Annotated in this window: 18 protein-coding genes and 1 pseudogene; 9 read left to right on the forward strand and 10 right to left on the reverse strand. The window is 50.4% G+C overall.

The window, feature by feature from the left end; translation table 11 throughout:
• Positions 1 to 58: 58 nt before the first annotated feature.
• A pseudogene (locus tag JVX88_RS08590) lies at positions 59 to 1,339 on the forward strand (S9 family peptidase); the annotation flags it as partial.
• A gap of 149 nt (positions 1,340 to 1,488) precedes the next feature.
• Here JVX88_RS08590 and JVX88_RS43940 read toward each other — a convergent pair.
• From JVX88_RS43940 to der, 5 genes are all read right to left on the reverse strand, one after another.
• On the reverse strand, positions 1,489 to 2,712 hold the full coding sequence (locus JVX88_RS43940) for a SecDF P1 head subdomain-containing protein (protein ID WP_410503757.1): 1,224 nt from the start codon (positions 2,710 to 2,712) through the stop codon (positions 1,489 to 1,491).
• Between the two features lie 62 nt (positions 2,713 to 2,774).
• Positions 2,775 to 3,080, reverse strand: a complete 306-nt coding sequence (yajC, locus tag JVX88_RS08595) for a preprotein translocase subunit YajC (RefSeq protein WP_211626922.1) — start codon at positions 3,078 to 3,080, stop codon at positions 2,775 to 2,777.
• Positions 3,081 to 3,143: 63 nt separating this feature from the next.
• Positions 3,144 to 4,322: a tRNA guanosine(34) transglycosylase Tgt gene (gene tgt, locus JVX88_RS08600; RefSeq protein WP_211626923.1), complete on the reverse strand. Its 1,179-nt coding sequence runs from the start codon at positions 4,320 to 4,322 to the stop codon at positions 3,144 to 3,146.
• Positions 4,319 to 5,803, reverse strand: coding sequence for a MauE/DoxX family redox-associated membrane protein (locus tag JVX88_RS08605; RefSeq protein ID WP_211626924.1), 1,485 nt, complete (start codon positions 5,801 to 5,803; stop codon positions 4,319 to 4,321). Before JVX88_RS08605 ends, tgt begins: the two co-directional genes overlap by 4 nt.
• Before the next feature lie 37 nt (positions 5,804 to 5,840).
• Positions 5,841 to 7,193 carry a ribosome biogenesis GTPase Der gene (gene der / locus JVX88_RS08610; protein WP_211626925.1) on the reverse strand — a complete coding sequence of 451 codons (1,353 nt, stop codon included), beginning with the start codon at positions 7,191 to 7,193 and terminating at the stop codon, positions 5,841 to 5,843.
• 189 nt (positions 7,194 to 7,382) lie between these two features.
• On the opposite strand from der, the gene JVX88_RS08615 reads away from it, so the two are divergent.
• From JVX88_RS08615 to JVX88_RS08630, 4 genes are all read left to right on the forward strand, one after another.
• Positions 7,383 to 7,961: a hypothetical protein gene (locus JVX88_RS08615; RefSeq protein ID WP_211626926.1), complete on the forward strand. Its 579-nt coding sequence runs from the start codon at positions 7,383 to 7,385 to the stop codon at positions 7,959 to 7,961.
• A gap of 34 nt (positions 7,962 to 7,995) precedes the next feature.
• Complete coding sequence (gene aroE / locus JVX88_RS08620) at positions 7,996 to 8,952, forward strand: shikimate dehydrogenase (protein ID WP_211626927.1); 957 nt, start codon at positions 7,996 to 7,998, stop codon at positions 8,950 to 8,952.
• A gap of 53 nt (positions 8,953 to 9,005) precedes the next feature.
• Positions 9,006 to 9,701, forward strand: coding sequence for a zf-TFIIB domain-containing protein (locus JVX88_RS08625; RefSeq protein WP_211626928.1), 696 nt, complete (start codon positions 9,006 to 9,008; stop codon positions 9,699 to 9,701).
• Positions 9,702 to 9,774: 73 nt separating this feature from the next.
• Positions 9,775 to 10,794, forward strand: coding sequence for a ThiF family adenylyltransferase (locus JVX88_RS08630; protein WP_211626929.1), 1,020 nt, complete (start codon positions 9,775 to 9,777; stop codon positions 10,792 to 10,794).
• On the opposite strand, the gene JVX88_RS08635 is transcribed toward JVX88_RS08630, so the two are convergent.
• On the reverse strand, positions 10,779 to 10,952 hold the full coding sequence (locus tag JVX88_RS08635; RefSeq protein ID WP_211626930.1) for a hypothetical protein: 174 nt from the start codon (positions 10,950 to 10,952) through the stop codon (positions 10,779 to 10,781). The two genes, JVX88_RS08630 and JVX88_RS08635, sit on opposite strands and share 16 nt — an antisense overlap.
• A gap of 385 nt (positions 10,953 to 11,337) precedes the next feature.
• On the opposite strand from JVX88_RS08635, the gene JVX88_RS08640 reads away from it, so the two are divergent.
• On the forward strand, positions 11,338 to 11,634 hold the full coding sequence (locus JVX88_RS08640) for an RNA recognition motif domain-containing protein (protein WP_211626931.1): 297 nt from the start codon (positions 11,338 to 11,340) through the stop codon (positions 11,632 to 11,634).
• A gap of 88 nt (positions 11,635 to 11,722) precedes the next feature.
• Here the strand turns inward: JVX88_RS08640 and dacB are convergent, their stop codons facing one another.
• Together dacB and JVX88_RS40505 are read right to left on the reverse strand one after the other, a co-directional pair.
• The gene (gene dacB / locus JVX88_RS08645) at positions 11,723 to 13,312 is read right to left on the reverse strand and encodes a D-alanyl-D-alanine carboxypeptidase/D-alanyl-D-alanine-endopeptidase (protein WP_211626932.1); all 1,590 of its coding nucleotides are present in this window, start codon (positions 13,310 to 13,312) and stop codon (positions 11,723 to 11,725) included.
• Between the two features lie 53 nt (positions 13,313 to 13,365).
• On the reverse strand, positions 13,366 to 14,580 hold the full coding sequence (locus JVX88_RS40505) for a carboxypeptidase-like regulatory domain-containing protein (RefSeq protein ID WP_263975479.1): 1,215 nt from the start codon (positions 14,578 to 14,580) through the stop codon (positions 13,366 to 13,368).
• Positions 14,581 to 14,662: 82 nt separating this feature from the next.
• Here JVX88_RS40505 and JVX88_RS08655 point away from each other — a divergent pair, with 82 nt between their 5' ends.
• Positions 14,663 to 15,079 carry a hypothetical protein gene (locus JVX88_RS08655; RefSeq protein WP_263975480.1) on the forward strand — a complete coding sequence of 139 codons (417 nt, stop codon included), beginning with the start codon at positions 14,663 to 14,665 and terminating at the stop codon, positions 15,077 to 15,079.
• Here JVX88_RS08655 and JVX88_RS08660 read toward each other — a convergent pair.
• Complete coding sequence (locus JVX88_RS08660; RefSeq protein ID WP_211626935.1) at positions 15,076 to 16,656, reverse strand: aldehyde dehydrogenase family protein; 1,581 nt, start codon at positions 16,654 to 16,656, stop codon at positions 15,076 to 15,078. The two genes, JVX88_RS08655 and JVX88_RS08660, sit on opposite strands and share 4 nt — an antisense overlap.
• 158 nt (positions 16,657 to 16,814) lie before the next feature.
• Between JVX88_RS08660 and JVX88_RS08665 the strand changes: the two genes are divergently transcribed.
• Both JVX88_RS08665 and JVX88_RS08670 read left to right on the forward strand, forming a co-directional pair.
• Complete coding sequence (locus tag JVX88_RS08665; RefSeq protein ID WP_211626936.1) at positions 16,815 to 17,294, forward strand: Lrp/AsnC family transcriptional regulator; 480 nt, start codon at positions 16,815 to 16,817, stop codon at positions 17,292 to 17,294.
• A 22-nt stretch (positions 17,295 to 17,316) separates the two neighbouring features.
• Complete coding sequence (locus tag JVX88_RS08670) at positions 17,317 to 18,318, forward strand: EamA family transporter (protein ID WP_211626937.1); 1,002 nt, start codon at positions 17,317 to 17,319, stop codon at positions 18,316 to 18,318.
• Between the two features lie 14 nt (positions 18,319 to 18,332).
• On the opposite strand, the gene JVX88_RS08675 is transcribed toward JVX88_RS08670, so the two are convergent.
• Positions 18,333 to 21,404: a protein kinase domain-containing protein gene (locus JVX88_RS08675; RefSeq protein WP_211626938.1), complete on the reverse strand. Its 3,072-nt coding sequence runs from the start codon at positions 21,402 to 21,404 to the stop codon at positions 18,333 to 18,335.
• Positions 21,405 to 21,555 lie beyond the last annotated feature (151 nt).

Here is a 21,555-nt window from a genome sequence, read left to right on the forward strand (position 1 = left end):
ATTGGGGCCGCTTTGAGGTCTATAATCATTAAAAATCCAATGACAATAGGAGTGAGCAATGCTTAGAAGATCGATTTTCTTTCTTGCCGTAGTTTCTCTGTTTGTCTCGGCCATACCGGCGCAGAATGGCGGCGGATATCCGAGAGCAAAAAAGGTAGATCAAGTTGATGACTATCATGGAACCAAGGTGTATGACCCATACCGCTGGCTTGAGGAAACCAACTCTGCAGATACACAGCGCTGGATCGAGGAGCAGGTTGCATTTACACAGGCATATATGGACAAGATCCCCGAACGTGAAAAGATACGCGAACGCCTGACTGAGATATGGAACTACGAACGCATCTCAGCTCCGTCAAAGGTTACGGACGGATTCTACATCTACTCACGCAATGATGGACTTCAGAACCAAAATGTACTTTATCGCACAGACTCAAAAGATAAACCGGGAAAGATCTTCTTTGATCCAAACAAGCTTTCCGAAGACGGAACTGCTGCGTTGAGCGGTTCGGCATTTACGGACGACGGGAAACTCTGGGCATACGGGATCGCCCGTTCAGGATCTGACCGGACCGAATGGCGGATAATGAACACCGAAACGGGAGAGCACCTTTCCGACACGCTTCCCCCAAACCGTCAAGGCGGTATCTCTTGGGCAAGCGACAATTCCGGATTTTACTATCAGCGCTATCCGGCGCCAGAGGCAGGTGCAGAGCTGCGGGCAGCCAATCGCTTTCCGAAGATCTATTTTCATAAGCTTGGGACACCCATCTCGGAAGATAAAGTTATCTACGAGCGTCCAGATGACGGCGAGCTTACATCTGGAGCTCGCGTAACCGAAGACGGGAAATGGCTTGTCATCTCAACATCAAAGGGAACGCAGCGGATGAATGAGGTACACTTCAAAGATCTTTCGCGACCGGATTCACCGATAATCCCGCTGGTCTCAAATCGTGACAGCAGTTGGGCATTTGTTGGTAATGATGGTCCTATCTTCTACTTCCGCACTGACAAAGATGCTGAACGCGGCAAACTTGTGAGCGTAAATGTTCTTGCCAGAGCTCATATCTGGCGCGACGTTATACCGCACAGCAAAGACACTCTTAACGGCGTTCAGATGATCAATAACCAATTCGTTGCGAATTACTTGAAAGACGCATACACGAACATCAAGATCTACGATAAAAATGGTAAGCACGTTCGCGATGTAGAGCTTCCGGGTATAGGCTCAGCCGGCGGCTTTGGCGGAAAGCAGGACGCCACCGAGACCTTCTACAGCTTTTCCAGCTTCAACGCACCGCCGACCATCTATCACTATGATATGAAAACCGGCAAGAGCACGTTATTCAGGACAACGCCGGTAAAATTCGATGGTTCCCAGTATGAAGTGAAGCAGGTCTTCTTCAACAGTAAGGATGGAACTCGTGTCCCGATGTTCATCGCCCACAAGAAAGGCCTTAAGCTGGACGGTAGCAATCCTACGATCCTTTACGGATACGGCGGCTTCAACATCTCGCAAACACCTGCACGGATCGAGTCTGCTCCAAGGCTAGGGCCAACGGTTCGCTCCTCCAGATATTCGATCTTTGCAGGAAGTGCTCCGGAGCGGAGTGTCAGCGCAAGATCTTCGGCATCGCTCTTCAGAAAGCTTCCTGAGATCTCGCCGTTGTCGAATATCTGAGATTTTATATAAGCGATCGACTTCACCTCGTCATTAAGAACAACGCCCATGTAATTGTTAATATTTCTGCCAGTCCAATCCCCAAACTTCTGTGCGCCTGAGGGCTTCAAGCCGAAATTGATCTGGTAGTCGAGGTCGCTTCCGGTTCGTGAAGTTGCGTTCGCGGTGCGAAGTTCTGAGCCGTCAAGTACTGGCGGATATTCAACTATTACCCATTCCTTTACGGGAGCCTCGGTTAAAGAAGTGTCATTTGCCGATTTTCTTTCCGTGTAAGGAAGAACTTGTCTATTCGGCGGTACGGAGCCACCAAGCGATTGAACTGCGGCTTCACGCGTCGGGAATCTGTCAAATGGAGATGGACTTGGCCCGCCTTGTACCTTCATCAGGAAGAGCTTTGATTCAGCATTCAGGATATTCTTGATCCGTTCTGGATCATCAACTCCGGGCATTTGCAGCAGAATTTGTGCGGATGCCTCCGCCCCGTGCCGTTGAAGCGTTGGCTCAGCAACGCCGAATTGATCGATACGGGTCTCAATTATCTTTAGAGCCTGGTCTACTGCCTGATTCTTTAGCACCGTCTGAACGGTCGAGGGGAGAGACCATACGATCGACGAACCATTGTTGGATTCCGTCCAATCAACAAGGTCCACCTTCTGCTTAACTGCGTCAATGACCGCTTGTGCTTGATTAGGATCCGAGAGATTTATGGTTATGGAATAGGTCCCGTCTGCGGCTACAACACTGTAATCTGTAACGGGAAGTTTCGCATCCTGCGCGGCTGTCATAGCGGCTTGTCCATTGTTTTCGGCAAGCGTTTTTAAGTATTCATCGGTTTTCACCCGCATCACAAGATGAGAACCGCCCTTGAGATCTAATCCCAGGTTTATGTTCTGGGCAAGATTCGCCTTTATGCCTTCCCAAGTAAAATCATTCGCCACCGGGGCCCGTCGCGGTCCAAACACCAAATAGATGCCCAGTAAGGTAACCGCAATGATTATCCCCGTTCTGATCCAAAGATTATTCTTCTTCATTCTAATGAATCGGAGACGTTGCCATTCGCAAATTTGCTTACGACACGTACACCACTAACTGCCTATTTACCTTCTTCTGCTCGTTTGCCTACAACAGCGCTCTTCCCGATCTCAAGAAATGATTTATCGGCGCTGTGAATGATAAAGCTGGTTTCCTTGATCTCTTTTATCTTACCGATCACGCCGCCATTGGTTACCACCTCATCATTGATCTTCAAATTTGCGATCATTTCCTGAAGCTGCTGCCTTTGCCGTTTTTGCGGAAGGATCACAAGAAAATAAAAGATCCCAAAAATAAGCAGAAACGGAGCGATCGCCCAAAAGAGACCTCCGCCATCACCCTGGAACAACAATAAGGTAAGATTCACAATGACCATCTCTATAGACAATTAAAGACAAAAGGAAAATGATATAGGCTTGAATCGCGTTAATCAAACTCGTTCGCCGTCATTTTGAATAAGTTTGTTAAGAAACTCCCTTTTGAACTCACTAAATCGGCCATAACGAATTGCTTGCCTGATACGTGCCATCAGACCAAGATAAAAAGCCAAGTTATGATGTGACAATAAAATTGCTGCCGCTATTTCTCCAGCCTGATAAAGATGACGCAGATAGGCTCGCGAATATCTCCGACAAACGGAACACGAGCATTCCAGATCAAGCGGGGCATCATCGGTCGCAAATCTCGCGTTCCGGATATTCAACTTTCCATGAGACGTGAATACACTCCCCGTTCGTCCATTTCGCGTTGGCATCACACAATCGAACATATCGACTCCGTTAGAAACTGCTTCAACAAGATCCTCGGGAGTTCCTACGCCCATCAAATATCTTGGAGAGTGGTCAGGCATTTGAGGAGAAACATGTTCGAGCACGCTATACATTACTTCCTTTTCTTCACCAACACTCAAACCACCGATCGCATATCCGTCAAATCCTATCTCAACTGTCCGTTCCAGACTTTCATCTCGAAGATCTAGGTGCCCCGCCCCCTGAATGATGCCGAACAAGGCCTGTTGTCCACTGATTCCCTCGCAATCGAGATAACCTGAATCCGTTCCTGCGTCTTGCAGGGTTTTGAATCGGCGTTTTGATCTTTCCGCCCAGCGCGTTGTCAGCTCCAAGCTTTTTCTGGTCGCCTCATACCCAGCGTCGCCGGGTGGACATTCATCGAAAACCATTACTATCTCAGAACCCAAAGCGGCTTGTATCTCCATTGATATTTCCGGCGAAAGAAAGCAACGGCTTCCATCCAGATGCGATCTAAATTCGACCCCGTCTTCGCTAAGCTTCCTCAGTTCTGACAAAGAAAACACCTGGAATCCGCCGGAATCTGATAAGTATGCGCGCTTCCAGCCGGTAAATCTATGAAGGCCGCCTAGCTGCCGGATGGTTTCTGCACCAGGCCGAAGAAAAAGATGATACGTATTACCGAGGATTATCCGAGCGTCGAGTTCCTCTTCAAGCCATTCAAAGCGAACGCCCTTTACCGAACCCTGCGTTCCTACAGGCATAAATACTGGCGTCTCGATCGTGGAGCGGCGCGTTATTATCTTGCCCGACCGAGCGTTCCCGTCGCGGGCATCGATCAATAATTCAATTGGCCTCATTTTGGTGAGATACGACGATCTATAAGGGCCCAGATCTTTTCCGAGCCACCTGCCGTGCTGCTGGCGATCACCCCATTTTCATCGATCACCACTGCCGAAGGAGTTCCCTGCATACCGATTTTCTTTGAGATCGAATATTCCCGATCTAAAACGACTGGCGACCTAAACCCCAATTCTTTAACTGCTTCCGGATCGCCATCAGCAAAAACTACAAGATTCGGGTCATCAGTCCCGCGAACGCCTTCCCACTCAAGAATCTCTTCGCGCATTTTAACGCAATGAGGACAGGATAGCCCCCAAAAAACTGCAAGCGTCTTCTTGCCTCTTATCGCGTCGGAGGTCAAACGACCAACATTTACGGTCTCGGCATCAAACTCGGGTATTGGTTCACCGATGAGCATTGGACGGTTCGCTCCGTTCGTGGTCGCAACATAAACATAACCACTTGAAAGATCTCGCTCACTAACGTCATCAACCAATTGACGGATCGCACTATCGCCCGCCGCAACAAAACTTGCAATGGTTCCATTGCGGGAAACAAATAGTGCCGTTGGGGTCCATTGTGCCTTGACCAATTCCGCTACCTCGCGTTTATCTTGAAGCAGGATCATCAGCTCCTTTGCATCCCCAAACTTGTCTGCATTTGCCTTTGCTGTTCCAGAACTGAAAAGAACAAAATTTATCCTCTCACCCAGTTCTCCAAGCCATTCCTTGATCTCCGGATAAAGAGCCCGACACGGCCCACATTCCGGGCTAACAAAAAAGACAAGACTCGGCTTTCCAGAATCAAAAACGCTCGAACGAGTTGCGGTCTCTCCGGAAAGCGTGCGTAAGTTAAATTCAGGAAAGGGCGAGCCAATAGCAAGTCCCTCAGAAGGAGGAACGGCTTCTTCCCTCTCAACATGGCCGCCGTCGCGGGAAATAACTTCTAAGAGATCAATTCGCCGAATTATCTCCTTTTGTTGGTCAAAGATCTGCTTAAGAAAAACTACCGCTGCCACCACCGCGGCAAGCAGCAATAACAACAGGATCGTCGATGTCATATCAGATTCGTTCTCAAGTATCGCAGGCCCCTGTCCAGAGACCCCTTGAGCCACAAGAAATAATGCAAGTAAACCAAAAAGACAGTTACGTATGACGCTTGAGCTTCCAACAGGTTCGCTGTGGATCTGACCAAAACAATGGCAATCCGGAGCATTGCCTTTGGCGATCTGAAATAGCATTCCGCCAATGAACACGAGAATCAATAATAAACCAAAGATCGCGGCGAGCCAGGCTGTTCCTGAAAAAAGGAAAAGTATCGCAACAAAGATCTCAATAACAGGCAGACCGCGACCGACAAGCTTCACAAAACCATCAGGAACCCCGAACGAACGTGCAGCGCTCTCGGAGCCCTCTGCATCCATAAGCTTTCCGATGCCGGCCAGAGCAAAGACACCGAAAAGGAAAAGCCTGATCAGAATTAAAACTACATCCATCATCTATTTACGATCGTTCAATGACTTCTATCTGGTAAGGTCATTTCTTCTTTGGAGCCTTTCTACGTTCCTTCAATCTTATCGGGGTCGCATAGAATTCAAAAGCCTCTCGTAATCTATTTTCGATGTATCGCAAATATGAAAAGTGTAATCCGGCTTTGCTTCCACCCGAAGTGAACAGGACGAACAGCGGCGGCCTTAACCCACCTTGAGTTATGTATTGGACCCTTAAACGCGAAACACCGCCTTTTACCGGAGCAGGAGCAGTTCCGCCTTTCGGCTGCTCGATGTTCTCTTCGAAGAACTTGTTCAGTTGCGATGTTGAAATACGGAGATTGCGTGCCTCATTCGCCCGTACGACCATTGGAAGTATTTTTGGCACACGCTGGCCAGAAAGAGCCGAGATTGATATGATCGGAGCCCAATCAAGAAATTTGATTTGCCGACGGATCTCGCGCTCGAATTCGTAAACAGTGTTGGTCTCCTTTTCGGCAACAGCATCCCACTTGTTAAGTGCTATTATCACGGAACATCCTGCATCGACAGCATAACCGGCAATGCTTGCATCAAGATTAGTAACTCCCTCAACGGCGTCGATCAATAGAATTGCTACATCAGCCCGTTCTAGCGCTTTCGTGGCCATGATAACGGAAAGCTTTTCCGCCATTTCCGTCGTCTTTCCTTTCCGCCTAATACCAGCGGTGTCGATCAATTGGAACCTATGCCCATCAGCAGAGAAACTCGTATCGATAGCGTCGCGAGTAGTACCTGCGACGGGCGATACGATCACGCGTTCTTCCCCTAAGATCGCATTCACCAGCGATGATTTCCCTACGTTTGGCCGTCCGATTATAGCGAGTCGAATTTCTTTCGGATCGGTATTCTCCTCACCTCCGGAGATCTCAAACGCATCAGTTACTTTATCAAGAAGATCGCCGACCGATGTTCCGTGTTCTGCGGAAAGCGGAACTACATCAAATCCGAAACGATAAAACTCCGCTGCCTCATTTTCGACTGTCTTTGATTCTGCCTTGTTTGCAGCTATGTAAACCGGCTTTCCAATATTTCGAAGGTACCTGAAGATCTCTTCATCGAGCGGCGTCGAACCAGCACGTGCATCGACCACCCAAATAATCGCCTGCGCTTTTTCGATCGCAAACGCCGCCTGTTTGAAGATGTTTGCCGGGATAATAGCATCATCATCGGGGACGATACCGCCCGTATCAACAAGTTGGAACTCCTTTCCTGCCCATTCGACATCGCCATAAATGCGATCGCGGGTAATTCCCGGCTCATCACCGACGATCGATCGACGTGAACCGGTCAATCGGTTAAAAAGTGTTGATTTGCCTACATTAGGCCGTCCTACTATTGCCACCAAAGGCTTTTCCATTCATTAAAGAATATCGAATGGTCGGCATACTTGCACGCCTTGAATAGGGACGAATTGGAGACTTACACTCCCAACGCGTCGCTCAATGATCCGCTAATGCAAAAATAAGCATCATTCGCGTCTCCGCAGTGGTACTAATGCAGATGTTAATCACCTCATATGTAAATCTTAATATGGAGATTCTTCAAAATGACAACTCGACAGCGAGTAATTTCCATTCTCCGTAGCCCCGAGGCAATGCGAATCAGATTTTCGTTCGATTCCGGAGGCACAACTCATACGATCCGGCGTCGAACATTTGAACAGGTCGCCCGCGCCGTGGAAAATCGCCGTATCCGGGTTATTGTTTCTACCACATTCGGAGCCGGTGTAGGAGCCCTGTACCATCCCGATTCAAATACTATCGAGACACCACCGGTGATAGGACGGGCAAATCAGGGGCTTCTGCTTCATGAGGCCGTCCATGCAGCTTTTGACCTTCAGAGAACCGCAATTCCTGCGGTTGACGATGAGGCCGCGGCATATGTTGCAGATGCACTTTACTTCCGTATGACAGGATTGGCCAGGCTCCGTTGGAATGCGCAATTACATGCATTCGCAGGGAATATTGCAGATTCGATATTGCGTGATTACCAGGCAGGGAGAGTTTCCATCCCTACTGCCGATCCCCTTTTATGGGGCATTTTGCGGGCCTTCATAATCTCAAATCCAACGTACCTCGCAGGACCTGCCTCAAACGGCGGCAGCTATCTTCACGACGGAGTGTAACGCCATTAAAACTAACTGCGTCCAGGTTCCGGTTTTGAGAACTCGTAAGCGACTTGGAGGAGGAGTACCGATTCTCTTATTTGAAGAAGGCGGAACAGCTCCGGGACAGATAATGGCTGGTGAGTTGGATGAGGTTTACCGTGTCAACGACCTTGATACCGAGACCGAGGTTTTCGGGATCATCGCCGGAGATACAAGCTATTCGATGTCTCCGTATATTCAGAACGCGGCGTTCCGAGAAAGCAAGATGAACCGCGTTTTCGTGCCTTTTCAGGTTTTAGACATTGGTGGGTTCATAAGGCGAATGGTTAGCCCCGTAACTCGCGAGATCGATCTGAACTTCCGCGGTTTTGCTGTTACGAACCCACACAAGCGGTCGCTAATTGACTACCTTGACGCCATCGACGAAACGGCCGAAAAGATCGGTGCGGTGAATACCATAAAGCTAAGCGATAACAAGGTCGTTGGTTTCAATACAGATGCGGACGGGTTTATCAAGCCTCTGTTAAAGATCGTGCCAGACCTTGGCGGGACTCGTGTAACTGTGATAGGCGCCGGCGGTGCGGCTCGCGCGTGCTTGTATGCGCTGAAGAACGTCGGTGCCGATGTTGAACTGCTGGCTCGTGACCCGCGCAAGGCAAAGGCTCTCGCTGAAGAATTCGAGGTTGAATCTGCCATCTTGTCAGATGAGCCGTCAGAGCTGGAAACTGATATCATCGTAAATGCCACGCCGCTCGGAACACGTGGCGAACTTGAGAACCAAATGCCGATCCGGGCGGAGCTTCTTTCCGGCATAAGTATCGTTTATGACCTGATCTACAATCCCCGTGAAACACAACTTCTGCGTGAAGCACGTGCTGCCGGATGCAGAACGATCGACGGGCTTGAAATGCTGCTCGCTCAAGGAGCGAAACAGTTCGAGATATGGACAGGAACGATTCCTGATAAAGCATCAATGCGAAATGCTGCGTTGAAAATACTTGCCAAATGAATTTACCTTTACAACCGAAAGCGCTGAATTGCCCAAATTGCGGCGGTGCGGTGATGAGCGACCGAACACAATGCGAATTCTGCCGTTCGCGTTTGAAAACGGTTGGCTGCCAGGCTTGCCTTGAACTGATGTTCCTTGGCTCAAAATTTTGTTCACACTGCGGCTCCCCGGCGACGGCCGCCGTTGTCGTAGAGGAAAATGCCGGCGGCGACTGCCCGAGATGTAAACGGCCTTTGCAAATGCTCGCGATCGATTCGATCTCGATACGAGAATGTGAAAAATGCGGCGGTTTTTGGTCTGATGTCGCTACGTTTGAGAATATCTGTGCAAATGGCGAGCAGCGATCTGCAGTCCTTGGTTTCATTGGCAGTAATGCTCATCCGCAGGTACATCCTGCCGCGATATCTTATGTACCTTGTCCTGACTGCAAGCAGCTTATGAACCGCAGCAATTTTGCGCGTTCCTCCGGCATTATCATTGATATTTGTAAGCAGCACGGAGTTTGGTTTGATGCAGATGAGCTCCCCAAGATAATCGACTTTATTCTTTCGGGCGGGACCGCTCGCCAGCGCGTAAAGGAACGTATCGAGATAGAGGAAGAACGGCGTAGGCTGCGCGAAGAGCGATACCGACTTTCTAATCTTGAACGCCGCACTGGTAGTTCAAAACCCTTTTTCAGCAATGCGGGTGCCGATCTTGATGCGGTATCTATAGTGCATCATCTCCTGGACCTAAATATCGATATTTGATCCACCAGTCTTTCAATACGTTTAGCTCAACGGTTCGTTTCTTCCTTATCACTCTGATATTCTCGAATCGTCAATGAACGATCGTTACAGCCGACAGGTACTTTTCCGCGAGATAGGCATCGAGGGGCAGGAGCGGCTACACTCATCGCGAGTCCTGATCGTCGGCTGCGGAGCTCTTGGGGCTTCGCATGCTGAGATGTTGGCGCGCGCTGGCGTTGGAAATCTCCGCATCGTCGATCGCGATTTCGTGGAATACTCGAATCTGCATCGGCAAACTCTTTTCAAAGAACAAGATGCAGAGCTTCGTCTTCCAAAGGCCGCCGCGGCGAAACAGCGTATCTCAGAGATAAATTCCGAAATAGATGTAGAAGCAGTAGTGGCGGACGTCAACGCCTCTAATGTTGAGTCGCTGATCAAAGCTTGCGATCTCGTGCTCGATGGCACGGATAATTTTCAGACCCGCTATCTTCTCAACGATGCGTCTGTAAGGAATGGTCTTGCCTGGATCTACGGCGCTGCAGTTTCAAGCTACGGCACGACTATGACCGTTCGTCCCGGCAAGACACCTTGTCTTCGCTGTATTTTTGAAGAGATCCCTGACGCAGTCTCGTCGCCGACCTGTGATACGGCCGGCGTGATAATGCCGATAATATCCAGTATCTCGGCAATTCAGGTTGCAGAGGCATTAAAGATACTAGTTGGTGATACTGCTTCGCTGCATAATTCTCTGTTGCAGATAGACGTGTGGAGCAATGAGTGGCGAAAGATCGCGCTTTCCCGGCCAAATGAGAATTGCATCTGTTGTGGGCACAGGAACTTTGAATTTTTGGATGCTGACTCTGGCGAATTCGCCGCTGTACTCTGCGGGCGTGATGCTGTCCAAATAGCACCGTCGCATCGGGGGAGTTTCGATCTTGACGCGTTGTCGGACAAGATCAAGTTCATTACCTCGGTCGATCAAAACGAATACCTTGTCCGATTCACTGTTAATGGCCACGAGATAACCGTATTTCGTGATGCACGCGCGATCATCAAAGGTACCGACGATATTGGGCTCGCTCGCTCGCTCTACGCTCGTTACATCGGCTTGTAAAAAATATCGAGGAAGCAGAGAAATAGGCGATCATCATAAATATGCCTGTAATAGTGGCCGATGTGTTTCCTCATATAGATATTGGTTTGTAATCCTATATCTTTCTGTTTTCCAGCTAGGTCTAGCTCGGGAGGGCGGATGGGCTCCTTTGTATTCATAGCCGAATCCCGAAAGATCTTGAGTTGAGAACGATCATGACAGACAGTAGCTATTTTGCGATTGTCATCATAAAAGGTGTGCGAACTTCGGGGAAGCATGGTCTACATTTCACAGCCTGCAGCCCTGATGTTCTTGATTGTCAAAAAGAAAAGGGGCATACTTCCTCTTGATCTGCTCTCAGTTGGTATCTCGGAAGATACGGATCGTCCGGTTAAGTTGAGCGACGTTTTTCGGTGCGGTTTGGAGAGTTCGGTTTTTGTCAGTTTAGAAGCGCTTGATTTTTTGGGGTTGGAGGCCGCGTCGCTTTGCTGTTCTCGGAGGTCATTGTTTTCATCTCCGCTATTTCCTGCCTTTTGCTTCACACAGCTTACATCTGAGAGGAAAATGAGTAACAAACTTTATGTCGGGAATCTGTCGTTTCGCGTAACCAGTGAGGATCTGCAAGAGCACTTTGCCGCAGCAGGTGAGGTTGCATCAGCAAACGTCGTTTATGATCGTGAGACGGGCCGGTCGCGCGGTTTCGGTTTCGTTGAGATGGCAAATGAGAGCGATGCAAACAACGCGATCGCCCAATTCAACGGTATGGAATACGACGGCCGCAATATGGTGGTGAATGAGGCTCGTCCGCGCGACGATCGCGGCGGCAATCGACGCGGCAACCACGGCGGCGGACGCTGGTAAAGTGGCTAAACATCACTCCGATCGGAGTGCGGATGTTCCGGGTCGCTCGGCTTCGCATTTGTTTGACTGTATTTGAGGTATTAGACAGTCAATTGATCGGAGCTGGCTCGATCTTATGGTCTAAGTTTGCAAGCATAAGCACTATCTCATCGATCAATCCGACGCGTGTGCGGGTCTCAGGAACACCGTTCACAAGCATCGAGAATACAAGTTCTTCCCCGGCAGCGGTCCTGACATATCCGGAAAGAGCCGAGACCTGATTTATGGTGCCTGTCTTGCCGCGCACATTTGCTTCGCCGCGTGTCCCGCGAAACCGGTTTCGGAGTGTGCCGTCCACGCCGCCGATCGTAAGACTTTCCCTCCACGCCTGAGAATAACGACTCCGTTTCGCCATATAAACATAAAGCGCAGTAACGGCGGATGGCGTAACAAGGTTATGACGCGAGAGGCCGCTTCCATCAAATTGAATGATGCCGTCCTCAGGTATTCCAGCATTCTTGAGAAAATCGGAAACCGCGCGTATGCCAAGTTCCGTGCTGGAGGGGTTTTGGCCCGGACGCAGAAGAGCCTTTTTTCTCTCCTCTTCGCCTAGAGTTCGAAGTAGCACCTCAGTGTACATATTCTGGCTGGGTTTCATCGTTCGCGCGGCAAGCACTGCCATATTTGGAGACTCGATTCGGGCGATCACTTCAGTAGGACGAACCGGTTCTTGGCCAGATGGTATAGCGTATCCGCGACCCGAGACGCTTATGCCTTTTTCTTCGAGACGCTGCTTAAGTAGCGAGGCAAACATATCCGCCGGACGCGAAACCGTTATGTTGTTGTCAAAGCCTTCGTTCCCGACCGGTAGCTCCCCGCTGATCTCTATCAGATTTTCGGCGATCCGTTTTTCTATCTGCAATGTCCGGGGCGAGCCTGCGGCGACAGTCATACACCGGTTGGCTATACGCATCACGAAATTAAACGGTTGTATCCGAGCGGTACATGTCGAACCCACCGAACTTGGCTTTATGCTAAGCGAAACAACATTGTCATTTACGGGAAGAGCCGAAACTTCTGCCCCGTAATACCATTGGAGATCATCCCATTCCCAACCTGGCGGAAAAACAGACCCCTTGAAATACGTATCGTCGCCGATCAGATTACCATCGATCCTTTTAACACCGGCGGCGATCAGAGCATCAACCACACGATCGATGCCTCGGAGCCGGTCGCCATCATGAAACGAATAGGAAATCGAAAAATCGCCTCCGCCGACTATTACAACATCGCCCTTGAGGGTTCCATCTGCATCCGGTTTTGCATGAGCATAAATGGTTGTCGTGAGTTTGTGATTGGGCGTCAGTTTCTCTAAAGCGGCAGCAACCGTAAAATTCTTCATATTCGAGGCTGGCATAAAGTATTTCTCTGCGTTCTGCTCGAATATGACCGTTCCCGAATTCAATGAAACGATCTTTATGCCTATAGAACCGCGCGCGACCGCGGGGTCTGAGATGCGTGCTTGAATACGTTCCCTCAGCTTTTCGATCGCAGATGTTGATCCAGTGACACTACTGGTCGAGGTGGTTTCGGGCCGCTGTGCGATCAAGCTGATCGAAAGCGAACATATCAATGCTGCGGTTGTGAAGTGTCTGAAGATCCCGGATAATTTTCCGCTGGTCATTTCATTCTTACGCATCGGATTTAAAGCAAAAAAGCGGCCCGAAGGCCGCTTCGAAATTTGACAAAATTCTAGTTGGTTGAAGAGGTGAAATCAAGCCCGGTAATGTTTTGATTTACCTGTATCTGCACGGGCTGGAATGTCATTCCCTTGGAAACGGCAGTCACGGTATAGGTTGCACCCGGAACGATGTTCTCTACTATGTAGTAACCAAACGTGCCGGTATAGGCCATTCGCGATGTGCCCTGCGAATCTGTAACCATAACCAAAGCGTTTCGGACGCCCACTCCCGGAGAGGACATAACGCGGCCCGAGATAGAAACGTTGGCCGCAGGTGCACTCGGTGCGAGCACCTGAACCTGGATCGGGTCTCCACGTTTGAAGAATCCGACCGTTGCGTTTGCCAATTCCGGCGGCCTGTTAGAGGTAAAACGGAATGTGTATGCTGTTCCCCAGCGGATGGCATTCGCGTTCTCATTCTGAGCGAATGTTTCTGTATTCCAAGTTATTGAATTCGCCGCCAAAGTATTGGCCCAAGGCGTGCTGCTGTATCCTGCATTTCCGACTGTTCCATCGGCGCTCCAGCCAGGGTGTTGCGGTGGTGCGTGGAAGCCTACAGCGCTGATGTTCGCACCTGCTCCGACCGGCACGCTAAATCTCTGGATCGCTCTATCAAGATTTTGATTATAGATAACGTATTCATACTGCCAAACACCTACAGAGGGGTTTGAGACCTTGTAAGCAACGATACCCACACCGTCTTCTAACGGAGCCGGATGGATCTGGACCAAGGTGGCTCCGGTCCATGCAGCGATAGCCGGCTGCATTCTTACCGTTGCGCCGACCGGCGAGAAACTGAACGGCGAGGCAGTACCGGTAACGTTGTATCTGCGGTAGGACACGTTGTTATACATATTGCACTGCGTCGGATTCGCCTGGCACCAAGCGTATTCGTGCGGAGTTACGTATTGTCCCTCCGCATAATACGTCGCTCCCGGATTGAGGTTGGTATTCAGATCATTTATCTCAGTAAGTATCCTGTGCGATGTGCCTGTGTGATTGTGTCCGGTGTGATTGTTGTTCGGTGTGGCTGAATCATTCCGCGGGAAGAATCCCGTGAACGGATTGATCCACGCCCTTGAACCCAGATTTGGACCCGAATTCAAACTCGCAGAATACGGGTCAGAACAGCCGGAACCAAGCCGGCTGCCGCCGACGCCGTTGCAGCCAAAACCGCAGAGATTCTCGGGCATCTCGGACGATTCGTTCGATCTTACGATAAGCATTTTCGGGGCTATGTTCGCGCCGCGGCCATTTGATGTTGCGAAAGAGATGGTACGCGTAACGAAACCGGGAGGAAGGATCGTTATGGGCAACTGGATACCCGGCGACCCTACGCTTGTAGCACAAATACTGCGGATAAGTTCTGCCTATTCACCGCCTCCGCCCGAAGGATTTGTTTCGCCGATGACATGGGGCGTAGAGGAAAGTGTGGTCGAGCGTTTCATCGCCGTGGGAATTCCCGGAGGAAACGTCTCTTTTGAAAAGGTTCCCTATGTTTTTGACTTTGCCGGAACGCCAACAGAGTTTGTAGAAATGTTTCGCGACTATTACGGACCGACGATGAACGCGTTCGAAGCAGCCCGGCAAAACGGCAAAGAGAACATGCTGTTTGCAGAACTTGCCGAACTTTTTACAGCACAGAACCAAAGCGGTGAACCCGGGAGAACAAGGATCGCCGCAACCTACCTGAGAGTAACCGTGCAAAAACCATCTGAAAGCTAACCGCGCCGAATCTCTCTGATCCGCTTCAATAGCTGCGGAAGCATTTTTGCGGTCTTGAAAAGCGAGCCGCTGGCAAACTTTGTGGCAAATTGCCTGAAGGTCTGAATAGCGGTCGCTGAGTATGGCATCCACCACGCATCGGGCAGTAACGTGATGCGATTAGTGTGGATATGCTGTGGCTGGACGAGCTCCATTAACCCCTCCTGGCCGTGAGTCCGGCCGCGGCCCGAATTCTTGAAGCCTCCCCAAGGCGTTTGCCCGATGCCGTGAGTGTAAAGATGTTCGTTTATGCATACTGTGCCCGCCTCTATCTTTTCGGCAAGTTTTTCGCCCCGACTAATGTCGCGGGTCCATACGCTTGCCGTTAGCCCGAATTCGGTGTCGTTAGCAAGGGCTACGGCTTCTTCATCGGTCGTGAATGTGCAGATCGGGAGCGTCGGGCCGAACGTCTCTTCCTGCATCGGACGTATCTCGTTCCTTGCTCCGGTTATGACGGTCGGTTTGTAGAATAATTCGCCTTTTTCCGGATCCCTTTCGCCGCCGGTCTCGATCACTGCTCCTGCCTCGCGAAAATCGTTAACGTGTTTTTCAACTATCCTTACCTGCCGCTCAGAGGACATCGGTCCGATGGATACGTCCGGATCCGTCCCGCGGCCAAGTTTTAAGCGTTTTGTTTTCTCGATGATCCGACGTGTCAGCTCTTCCGCAATTCGCTCATGAACAAATAGCCGCTCGACCGAGGCACAATTCTGACCGGCATTGGAAAAAGCTCCCCAAACTGCAACATTTGCTGCGGCATCGAGATCGGCATCTTCTAAAACTATCATTGGATCTTTTCCGCCAAGCTCAAGCACGAAAGGTATCAGATCCTTTGCTGCCGCTTCGGCGATCTTCTTGCCAGTTGCGACGGATCCGGTGAAAACGATCTTGTCCGGACGCGCATCGACCAGAGCAGCTCCTGTTTCGCCGGCCCCTGACACAATTTGAACCGCGTTCTTTGGGAAACCGGCTTTCTTAAAGATCTCCCCGATCTTCAGCCCGACAAGAGGAGTAAGCTCCGAAGGCTTGATCACGACCGTGTTGCCTGCCATTAGTGCCATTGCCGCTTCGCCGATCGGGATGGAGAACGGATAGTTCCAGGCAGGAATGATCCCTATCACACCGAGCGGTTGGTAAATTATCTTGGACGACCTGCCCATAAGTGAGAAAAGTCCTATGCCGATCTTTCGAGGTTTCAGCATCTTTTCGGTCTCACGTGCGGCCCATTGCATCAGGTCGAGAGCCGGTGCGATCTCCAACGCAAGAGCTTCTGCGACCGGTTTGCCTGATTCGGCAGAGATAAGGCCAGCGATCTCATCCATTTCTTCAAGTATTACTTCGCGTGCCTTCATCATGAGCCGCTTTCGCTCCGCGAAGCTCGTCCGGCGCCATTGCTGAAAACATTGGCGGGAACGGTCCACCATCTCTACAACTTCTGCGGCTGAATCTATACCTATTCGGCCCAACTCGTTTCCCGTAGCGGGGTCGAAGGAGACTAGAAAGTGATTCTCTTTATGGTCTGTAGCGGCGGAGTTCATGATGAGAGAATACAGCAAAAACTAGTATGGAATCGAATAGAAATGTTCGGATGAACACAAGGCGAATAATATTCGCCAATTTTGTTTATGATGCGATCAAATATTGCATTGACAGATCAATAGCAGATGATTATTCTTGTATTTGAGATAATAAGCGAATGATCGACGAAATAGATAGGGAAATATTGAATATTCTTCAACGTGACGGACGGACGTCAAACGCCGAAGTTGCGAGACAGGTCAATTTGGCCGCTTCGGCGGTTTTGGAGCGTATTAGAAAGCTGGAAGAACGGGGAGTGGTCCGCGGCTATTCAGCTTCGGTCGATCCCAGATCGGTCGGGTTCGGATTGACCGCATTTGTTTCCGTTAGAACGAGCGAATGCAGCTATGAAACGGATGAGTTGCTCGCCAACATACCGGAAGTGCTCGAACTCCACGACGTTGCCGGAGAAGATTCTTATCTATTGAAAGTTCGCGCGTCGGATCCGGAGGATCTTTCGATACTCTTAAAGGAAAAGATCAAATCCATACCGACGGTCGTTTCGACGCGAACGACCGTCGTGCTGCAAACGGTTAAGGAAACAATGGAGTTGCCTTTGGACAGGTGTATAAACGACGAGTCGCGAAAAAAAAGCTAGACACGGATCGGGGATGATCGGAATGAACGGGAACGGGAATAAGCGGAATATTGCGGTGCTTATCGCGGCATTTGCAGCGGTCTATATCTTTTGGGGTTCAACATATCTTGCCATTAAATACACGATCGAAACCTTGCCACCATTCCTTATGGCAGGCGCACGTTTCGCATTTGCCGGTTCGGTGCTGTTCCTTCTCGCCCGGATGTCAAAGGAGTATGAGCCGCCGCGTGCAGAGCATTGGAGAACGAGTTTCATTGTAGGTACGTTCCTTCTGCTTGGAGGTAATGGTGCGGTTGTGCTTGCCCAGCATTACATCTCATCAAGCCTTTCGGCGCTGCTTGTGGCGACCGAACCGCTTTGGATCGTGATACTAAGCTGGCTTTGGCTGAGAAATGGCAGGCCGAACTGGAAGGTTATCGCCGGTCTTCTGATCGGTTTCGTGGGCGTCTGGCTGCTTATAACAGGACAGCCGGAGACGGCGTCCGGCCCGGGCGGCCGTGGACAGTATATCGGTACCTTTGCCGTTATCCTTGGTGCTCTTTCCTGGGCTACGGGTTCGATCTACGGTCTCAAAGCTCCAATGCCGCGTTCTTCGATAATGGCCGCCGGGATGCAGATGATAGCGGGAAGCGTATCGCTGCTGGTGGTGGGGCTGTTGCGGGGTGAGCATAGTACGTTCGATCCAGCGACGGTTTCGGCGAATTCGCTGTTCGCACTCCTCTATCTGATAATCTTCGGGTCGCTGATAGGGTTTACTGCATACAGCTGGCTGTTGAAAAATGCGCAGCCAGCGATGGTCGCAACATATGCGTATGTAAATCCGGTGGTAGCGGTATTGCTCGGATGGGGCATTGCGGGTGAATCGCTAACGGCACAAATGCTGATCGCCGCGTTCATAATCGTAGTTTCAGTGGCACTTATTACCCAAAGCAAGACTGACGGGAAAAATGAGCCGGACCTTAAAAGCGTTAATAAAACAAATGGTTCGGGATGCGACCGGCCGGCGTTCTCAACGAACGCATAAATCGATGACTGGGACTAGGGTAAATTCCCGAAGATATACGAGAAGGGCCAGGCAACGGCCCTTTTTCTTTGCGTGGTTCGAACCGATTCCGTCGTCCGAACGTTCTCTGACGTTTCACGCACAAGAATCAGATCGTTATTTGTGTTGCCGCGGGAAATAAGCAGGCTGCGGCCGTCATTTCCCCAGGCAAAGTTAAATATGCGCCCTGACTTGAAATCTGTTATCGGCGTTGCGGCCGAACCGTCTATCGGCTGTCGCCAGAGATTATGGCTGACGCCGCGGTTCGTAAGGATCGTCAGCGACCGGCTGTCCGGAGACCAGGCAAAGTTGTTGATCAAATTATATTCGATTACGCGCTCGTGTTTTCCAAATCGTCCGTTTTCCAGTGTTGCGATATTAAGCTTCTTTTCCAGCGTGGAAAGGTCATAGCTTCCGTACGCGACCCGTTTGCCATCCGGCGATACCTTTGGGTTAAAGAATCCTTGAGTCTCGTTTTGGTGAAAGATCTCCGCATCGCCGCCGATAAGCGGAATACGCATTATGGAAAACCTGTCCTGTCCGATGATCTGGCGCTGAAAGATGACGTAGTTGCCGTCCGGAGTGATCTGAGGATTAAGGTCGATGATCTCCGCACCACCATTAGTGAGCCGGATGGGGTTCGCTCCGTCCGCGTCCATCCGCCAGATCTGTGAGGTGTTGTCCTTTTGACGATTGAAGACGATATATCTTCCATCGGGCGAGATCGACGGGCTGACCGCAAAACCTTGATCGGCAAAAAGGGCACGTTCGCCTTTACCGTCTTTACCGGCGACCCATAGGTCTGATTCCTTGACCTTGTTTCTGGAATACAGCAGCGACCCATCGGCAAATTGTGCAAGTCCGAACATGCCTTCAACGCCGCGACTGTCCATCGTTAGTTGGGCCGCATTCGCTTTCGGGGATGACAAATTCCAGATGCCGCCGATGGTATCGCCTTTTATGGTTATCAGTCTGCGGCCATCAGCCGAAATACCTACGTCGCCGTAATCATTTATGTCGTTAGTAACCTGAACAAGATCGGCGTCGGGATAAGTTGCACGCCAAACCTGTGTTGGTGCGTTCAAGGTCTCACGTCCGGTAAATACAAATCCAGAACCATCCGAGAACCACACGAAGCTATTTAAGAAATGGAACGAACGGGTGCCGAGCTTTTCCAGATCAAGCTTAGAGATATCGACAGTAACAATGTCCATTCGGGACAGAAAGCCTCCTTCGCGAATGCCGGCGCCGAGCAGAAGGCGTGATCCATCCGGTGACCAAGCAAAACGGTTAGAAAAGCTTTGATACTCAGTATCTTTTGTTGAGATCAGGCGCGTTTGTTCCAAAGTTGTCGCATCGGCAATGAAGATCACGTCCTCATTCGTTTTGCCGATATGGCGGACAAAGGCAAATCGTTTTCCATCCGGCGAGAAGGTTATCGTTCCGTCAACATCCTCGATAAGTTTCTTCGGTGTCCCACCTAGAGTCGGGACCTGATACAGCGTATTTACCGCATAATCGCTTCGGGTTTCGGTGTAATAGACCCAATCCCCATTCGGCGAGAATGAGACAAACAGCAAATTAAGATTCGTCGGCTGGACAAGCGTAACTATGCTGTCCGTCGCAATCTGGCGCACAACAAGGCGACGCTCTCCCATCTCGCCGCTGATGTATGCGATATATTTCCCATCAGGTGAGATAGCAGGCTGCATCACACGCCCATCCGTTATGACCCGAGAGACCTGCGGAGCGGCAAACGCATTCGCCGAGAGCGGCGGTTCGGCCGAAAACCAATTCAAAAGTCCAAGCCCGATCGCGGTGAGTAAAAGAAGAAGAGCTCCGGCTGCGAGAGCGGTCTTTCCAAGACTGCGGCCTGTTCCTCTGAAGTGATCCGGCGACGAAGAGCGCGGACCTACAAAATTTGTTCTCTGTTCGCCTCTAACGGTGCGGTGTACGACGGTCGGATTTTCTGAAAAATTTGGATCAGAGATCACATGAGCGGTTCGGTCGCCGCTGTTTGCGTGTTCGATCGTATATAAAAGATCTTTTATGTCGAGTGCTAGGTCTTTTACGTTCTGATAGCGTTCTTCTCGATCTTTTTGCAGAGCTTTACGTAAGATCCGCTGGAGTTCAAAAGGAACGTTGGGAAGAAGGTGAGCCAAAGGCACAGGTTCTTTATAAACGACCGCAGCGATCGTATCTGCTGTGGTCTCGCCATCGAAGGGCGGATGCCCGGTCAACATTTCGTACAGCACAACGCCAAGACTCCAAATGTCCGTACGCTCGTCAACCTCATGGCCACGAGCCTGTTCCGGCGACATATAGCGCGCTGAGCCCATCACGGTACCTGGTATTGTCTTGTTGCTGGAGGTCTGGTCGACGCTGCCGAGTTCGATGATAGGTTTCGCAAGGCCGAAATCCAGCACCTTAACGATCGCATCATGGCGGACCATTATATTTTCCGGCTTTATATCGCGGTGAATGATCTTTGCAGCGTGCGCTGCGACGAGGGCATTAGCCGCCTGTTCGATAATGCGCAGAACCCTGACAAGCGTGATGGATTCTGTTTTCATTATTTGACGGAGGGTTCTGCCTTCCACAAATTCGGTCGCAAGAAAGCTGCCGTATTCGTTCTCGCCGATCTCGTATATCGTGATTATGTTTGGATATTTTTCTATTGAAAGCCGCTGAGCGATCAGACGTTCGAAGTTTGGGTCGCGAATAGAAGCGAAACCTACAAGCCGCAACCGACGTTCAAACTCTGCTGTTGAACGGAAGGCACGCAATAAGACCGCGATCTCGTCCTGCACCTCTTTCTCAGTAGGCGGGTTACGCGGAAGGCGGTCGGCCTCAAGGGCAAAGATACGTTGCTCGATGACGAGACGAAGTGCGCCTTCAACCTCATCCTGAGAGATCGGTTCAAGGCTACTTCCGGGCTGAAGAGCCAGTTGCCACCTGACGTCCGATAGCGTTATCAATTCGTTGCGTATCCCGTCGCTCACTATCGCCATCGTGCGATCCACCAATTCCTGAGCGGAAACGCACAGCGATAACAATATCGCCGTCAAAAGTACCTTGATTCCTGAACCAATAATGCAGCCTGAGTCCATCAATGTTTAAGATTTTACGTTACTATCGAAAGGTTTGGAAACATTTTTCAGCAGTTTGACCGTATTCTTAAAAAGAGGCGTCACAACCTTCCGGTAGAAGGATTAGCGC

This window comes from Leptolyngbya sp. 7M, from assembly GCF_018128485.1.

Excerpts from the sequence above, each read along its gene's own strand:
- JVX88_RS43940 (WP_410503757.1), bottom strand. The coding sequence starts at position 2,712 with ATGAAGAAGAATAATCTTTGGATCAGAACGGGGATAATCATTGCGGTT.
- tgt (WP_211626923.1), bottom strand. The coding sequence starts at position 4,322 with ATGAGGCCAATTGAATTATTGATCGATGCCCGCGACGGGAACGCTCGG.
- JVX88_RS08605 (WP_211626924.1), bottom strand. The coding sequence starts at position 5,803 with ATGATGGATGTAGTTTTAATTCTGATCAGGCTTTTCCTTTTCGGTGTC.
- der (WP_211626925.1), bottom strand. The coding sequence starts at position 7,193 with ATGGAAAAGCCTTTGGTGGCAATAGTAGGACGGCCTAATGTAGGCAAA.
- JVX88_RS08615 (WP_211626926.1), top strand. The coding sequence starts at position 7,383 with ATGACAACTCGACAGCGAGTAATTTCCATTCTCCGTAGCCCCGAGGCA.
- JVX88_RS08625 (WP_211626928.1), top strand. The coding sequence starts at position 9,006 with ATGAGCGACCGAACACAATGCGAATTCTGCCGTTCGCGTTTGAAAACG.
- JVX88_RS08630 (WP_211626929.1), top strand. The coding sequence starts at position 9,775 with ATGAACGATCGTTACAGCCGACAGGTACTTTTCCGCGAGATAGGCATC.
- JVX88_RS08635 (WP_211626930.1), bottom strand. The coding sequence starts at position 10,952 with ATGAATACAAAGGAGCCCATCCGCCCTCCCGAGCTAGACCTAGCTGGA.
- JVX88_RS08640 (WP_211626931.1), top strand. The coding sequence starts at position 11,338 with ATGAGTAACAAACTTTATGTCGGGAATCTGTCGTTTCGCGTAACCAGT.
- dacB (WP_211626932.1), bottom strand. The coding sequence starts at position 13,312 with ATGCGTAAGAATGAAATGACCAGCGGAAAATTATCCGGGATCTTCAGA.
- JVX88_RS40505 (WP_263975479.1), bottom strand. The coding sequence starts at position 14,580 with ATGCTTATCGTAAGATCGAACGAATCGTCCGAGATGCCCGAGAATCTC.
- JVX88_RS08655 (WP_263975480.1), top strand. The coding sequence starts at position 14,663 with ATGGGCAACTGGATACCCGGCGACCCTACGCTTGTAGCACAAATACTG.
- JVX88_RS08660 (WP_211626935.1), bottom strand. The coding sequence starts at position 16,656 with ATGAACTCCGCCGCTACAGACCATAAAGAGAATCACTTTCTAGTCTCC.
- JVX88_RS08665 (WP_211626936.1), top strand. The coding sequence starts at position 16,815 with ATGATCGACGAAATAGATAGGGAAATATTGAATATTCTTCAACGTGAC.
- JVX88_RS08670 (WP_211626937.1), top strand. The coding sequence starts at position 17,317 with ATGAACGGGAACGGGAATAAGCGGAATATTGCGGTGCTTATCGCGGCA.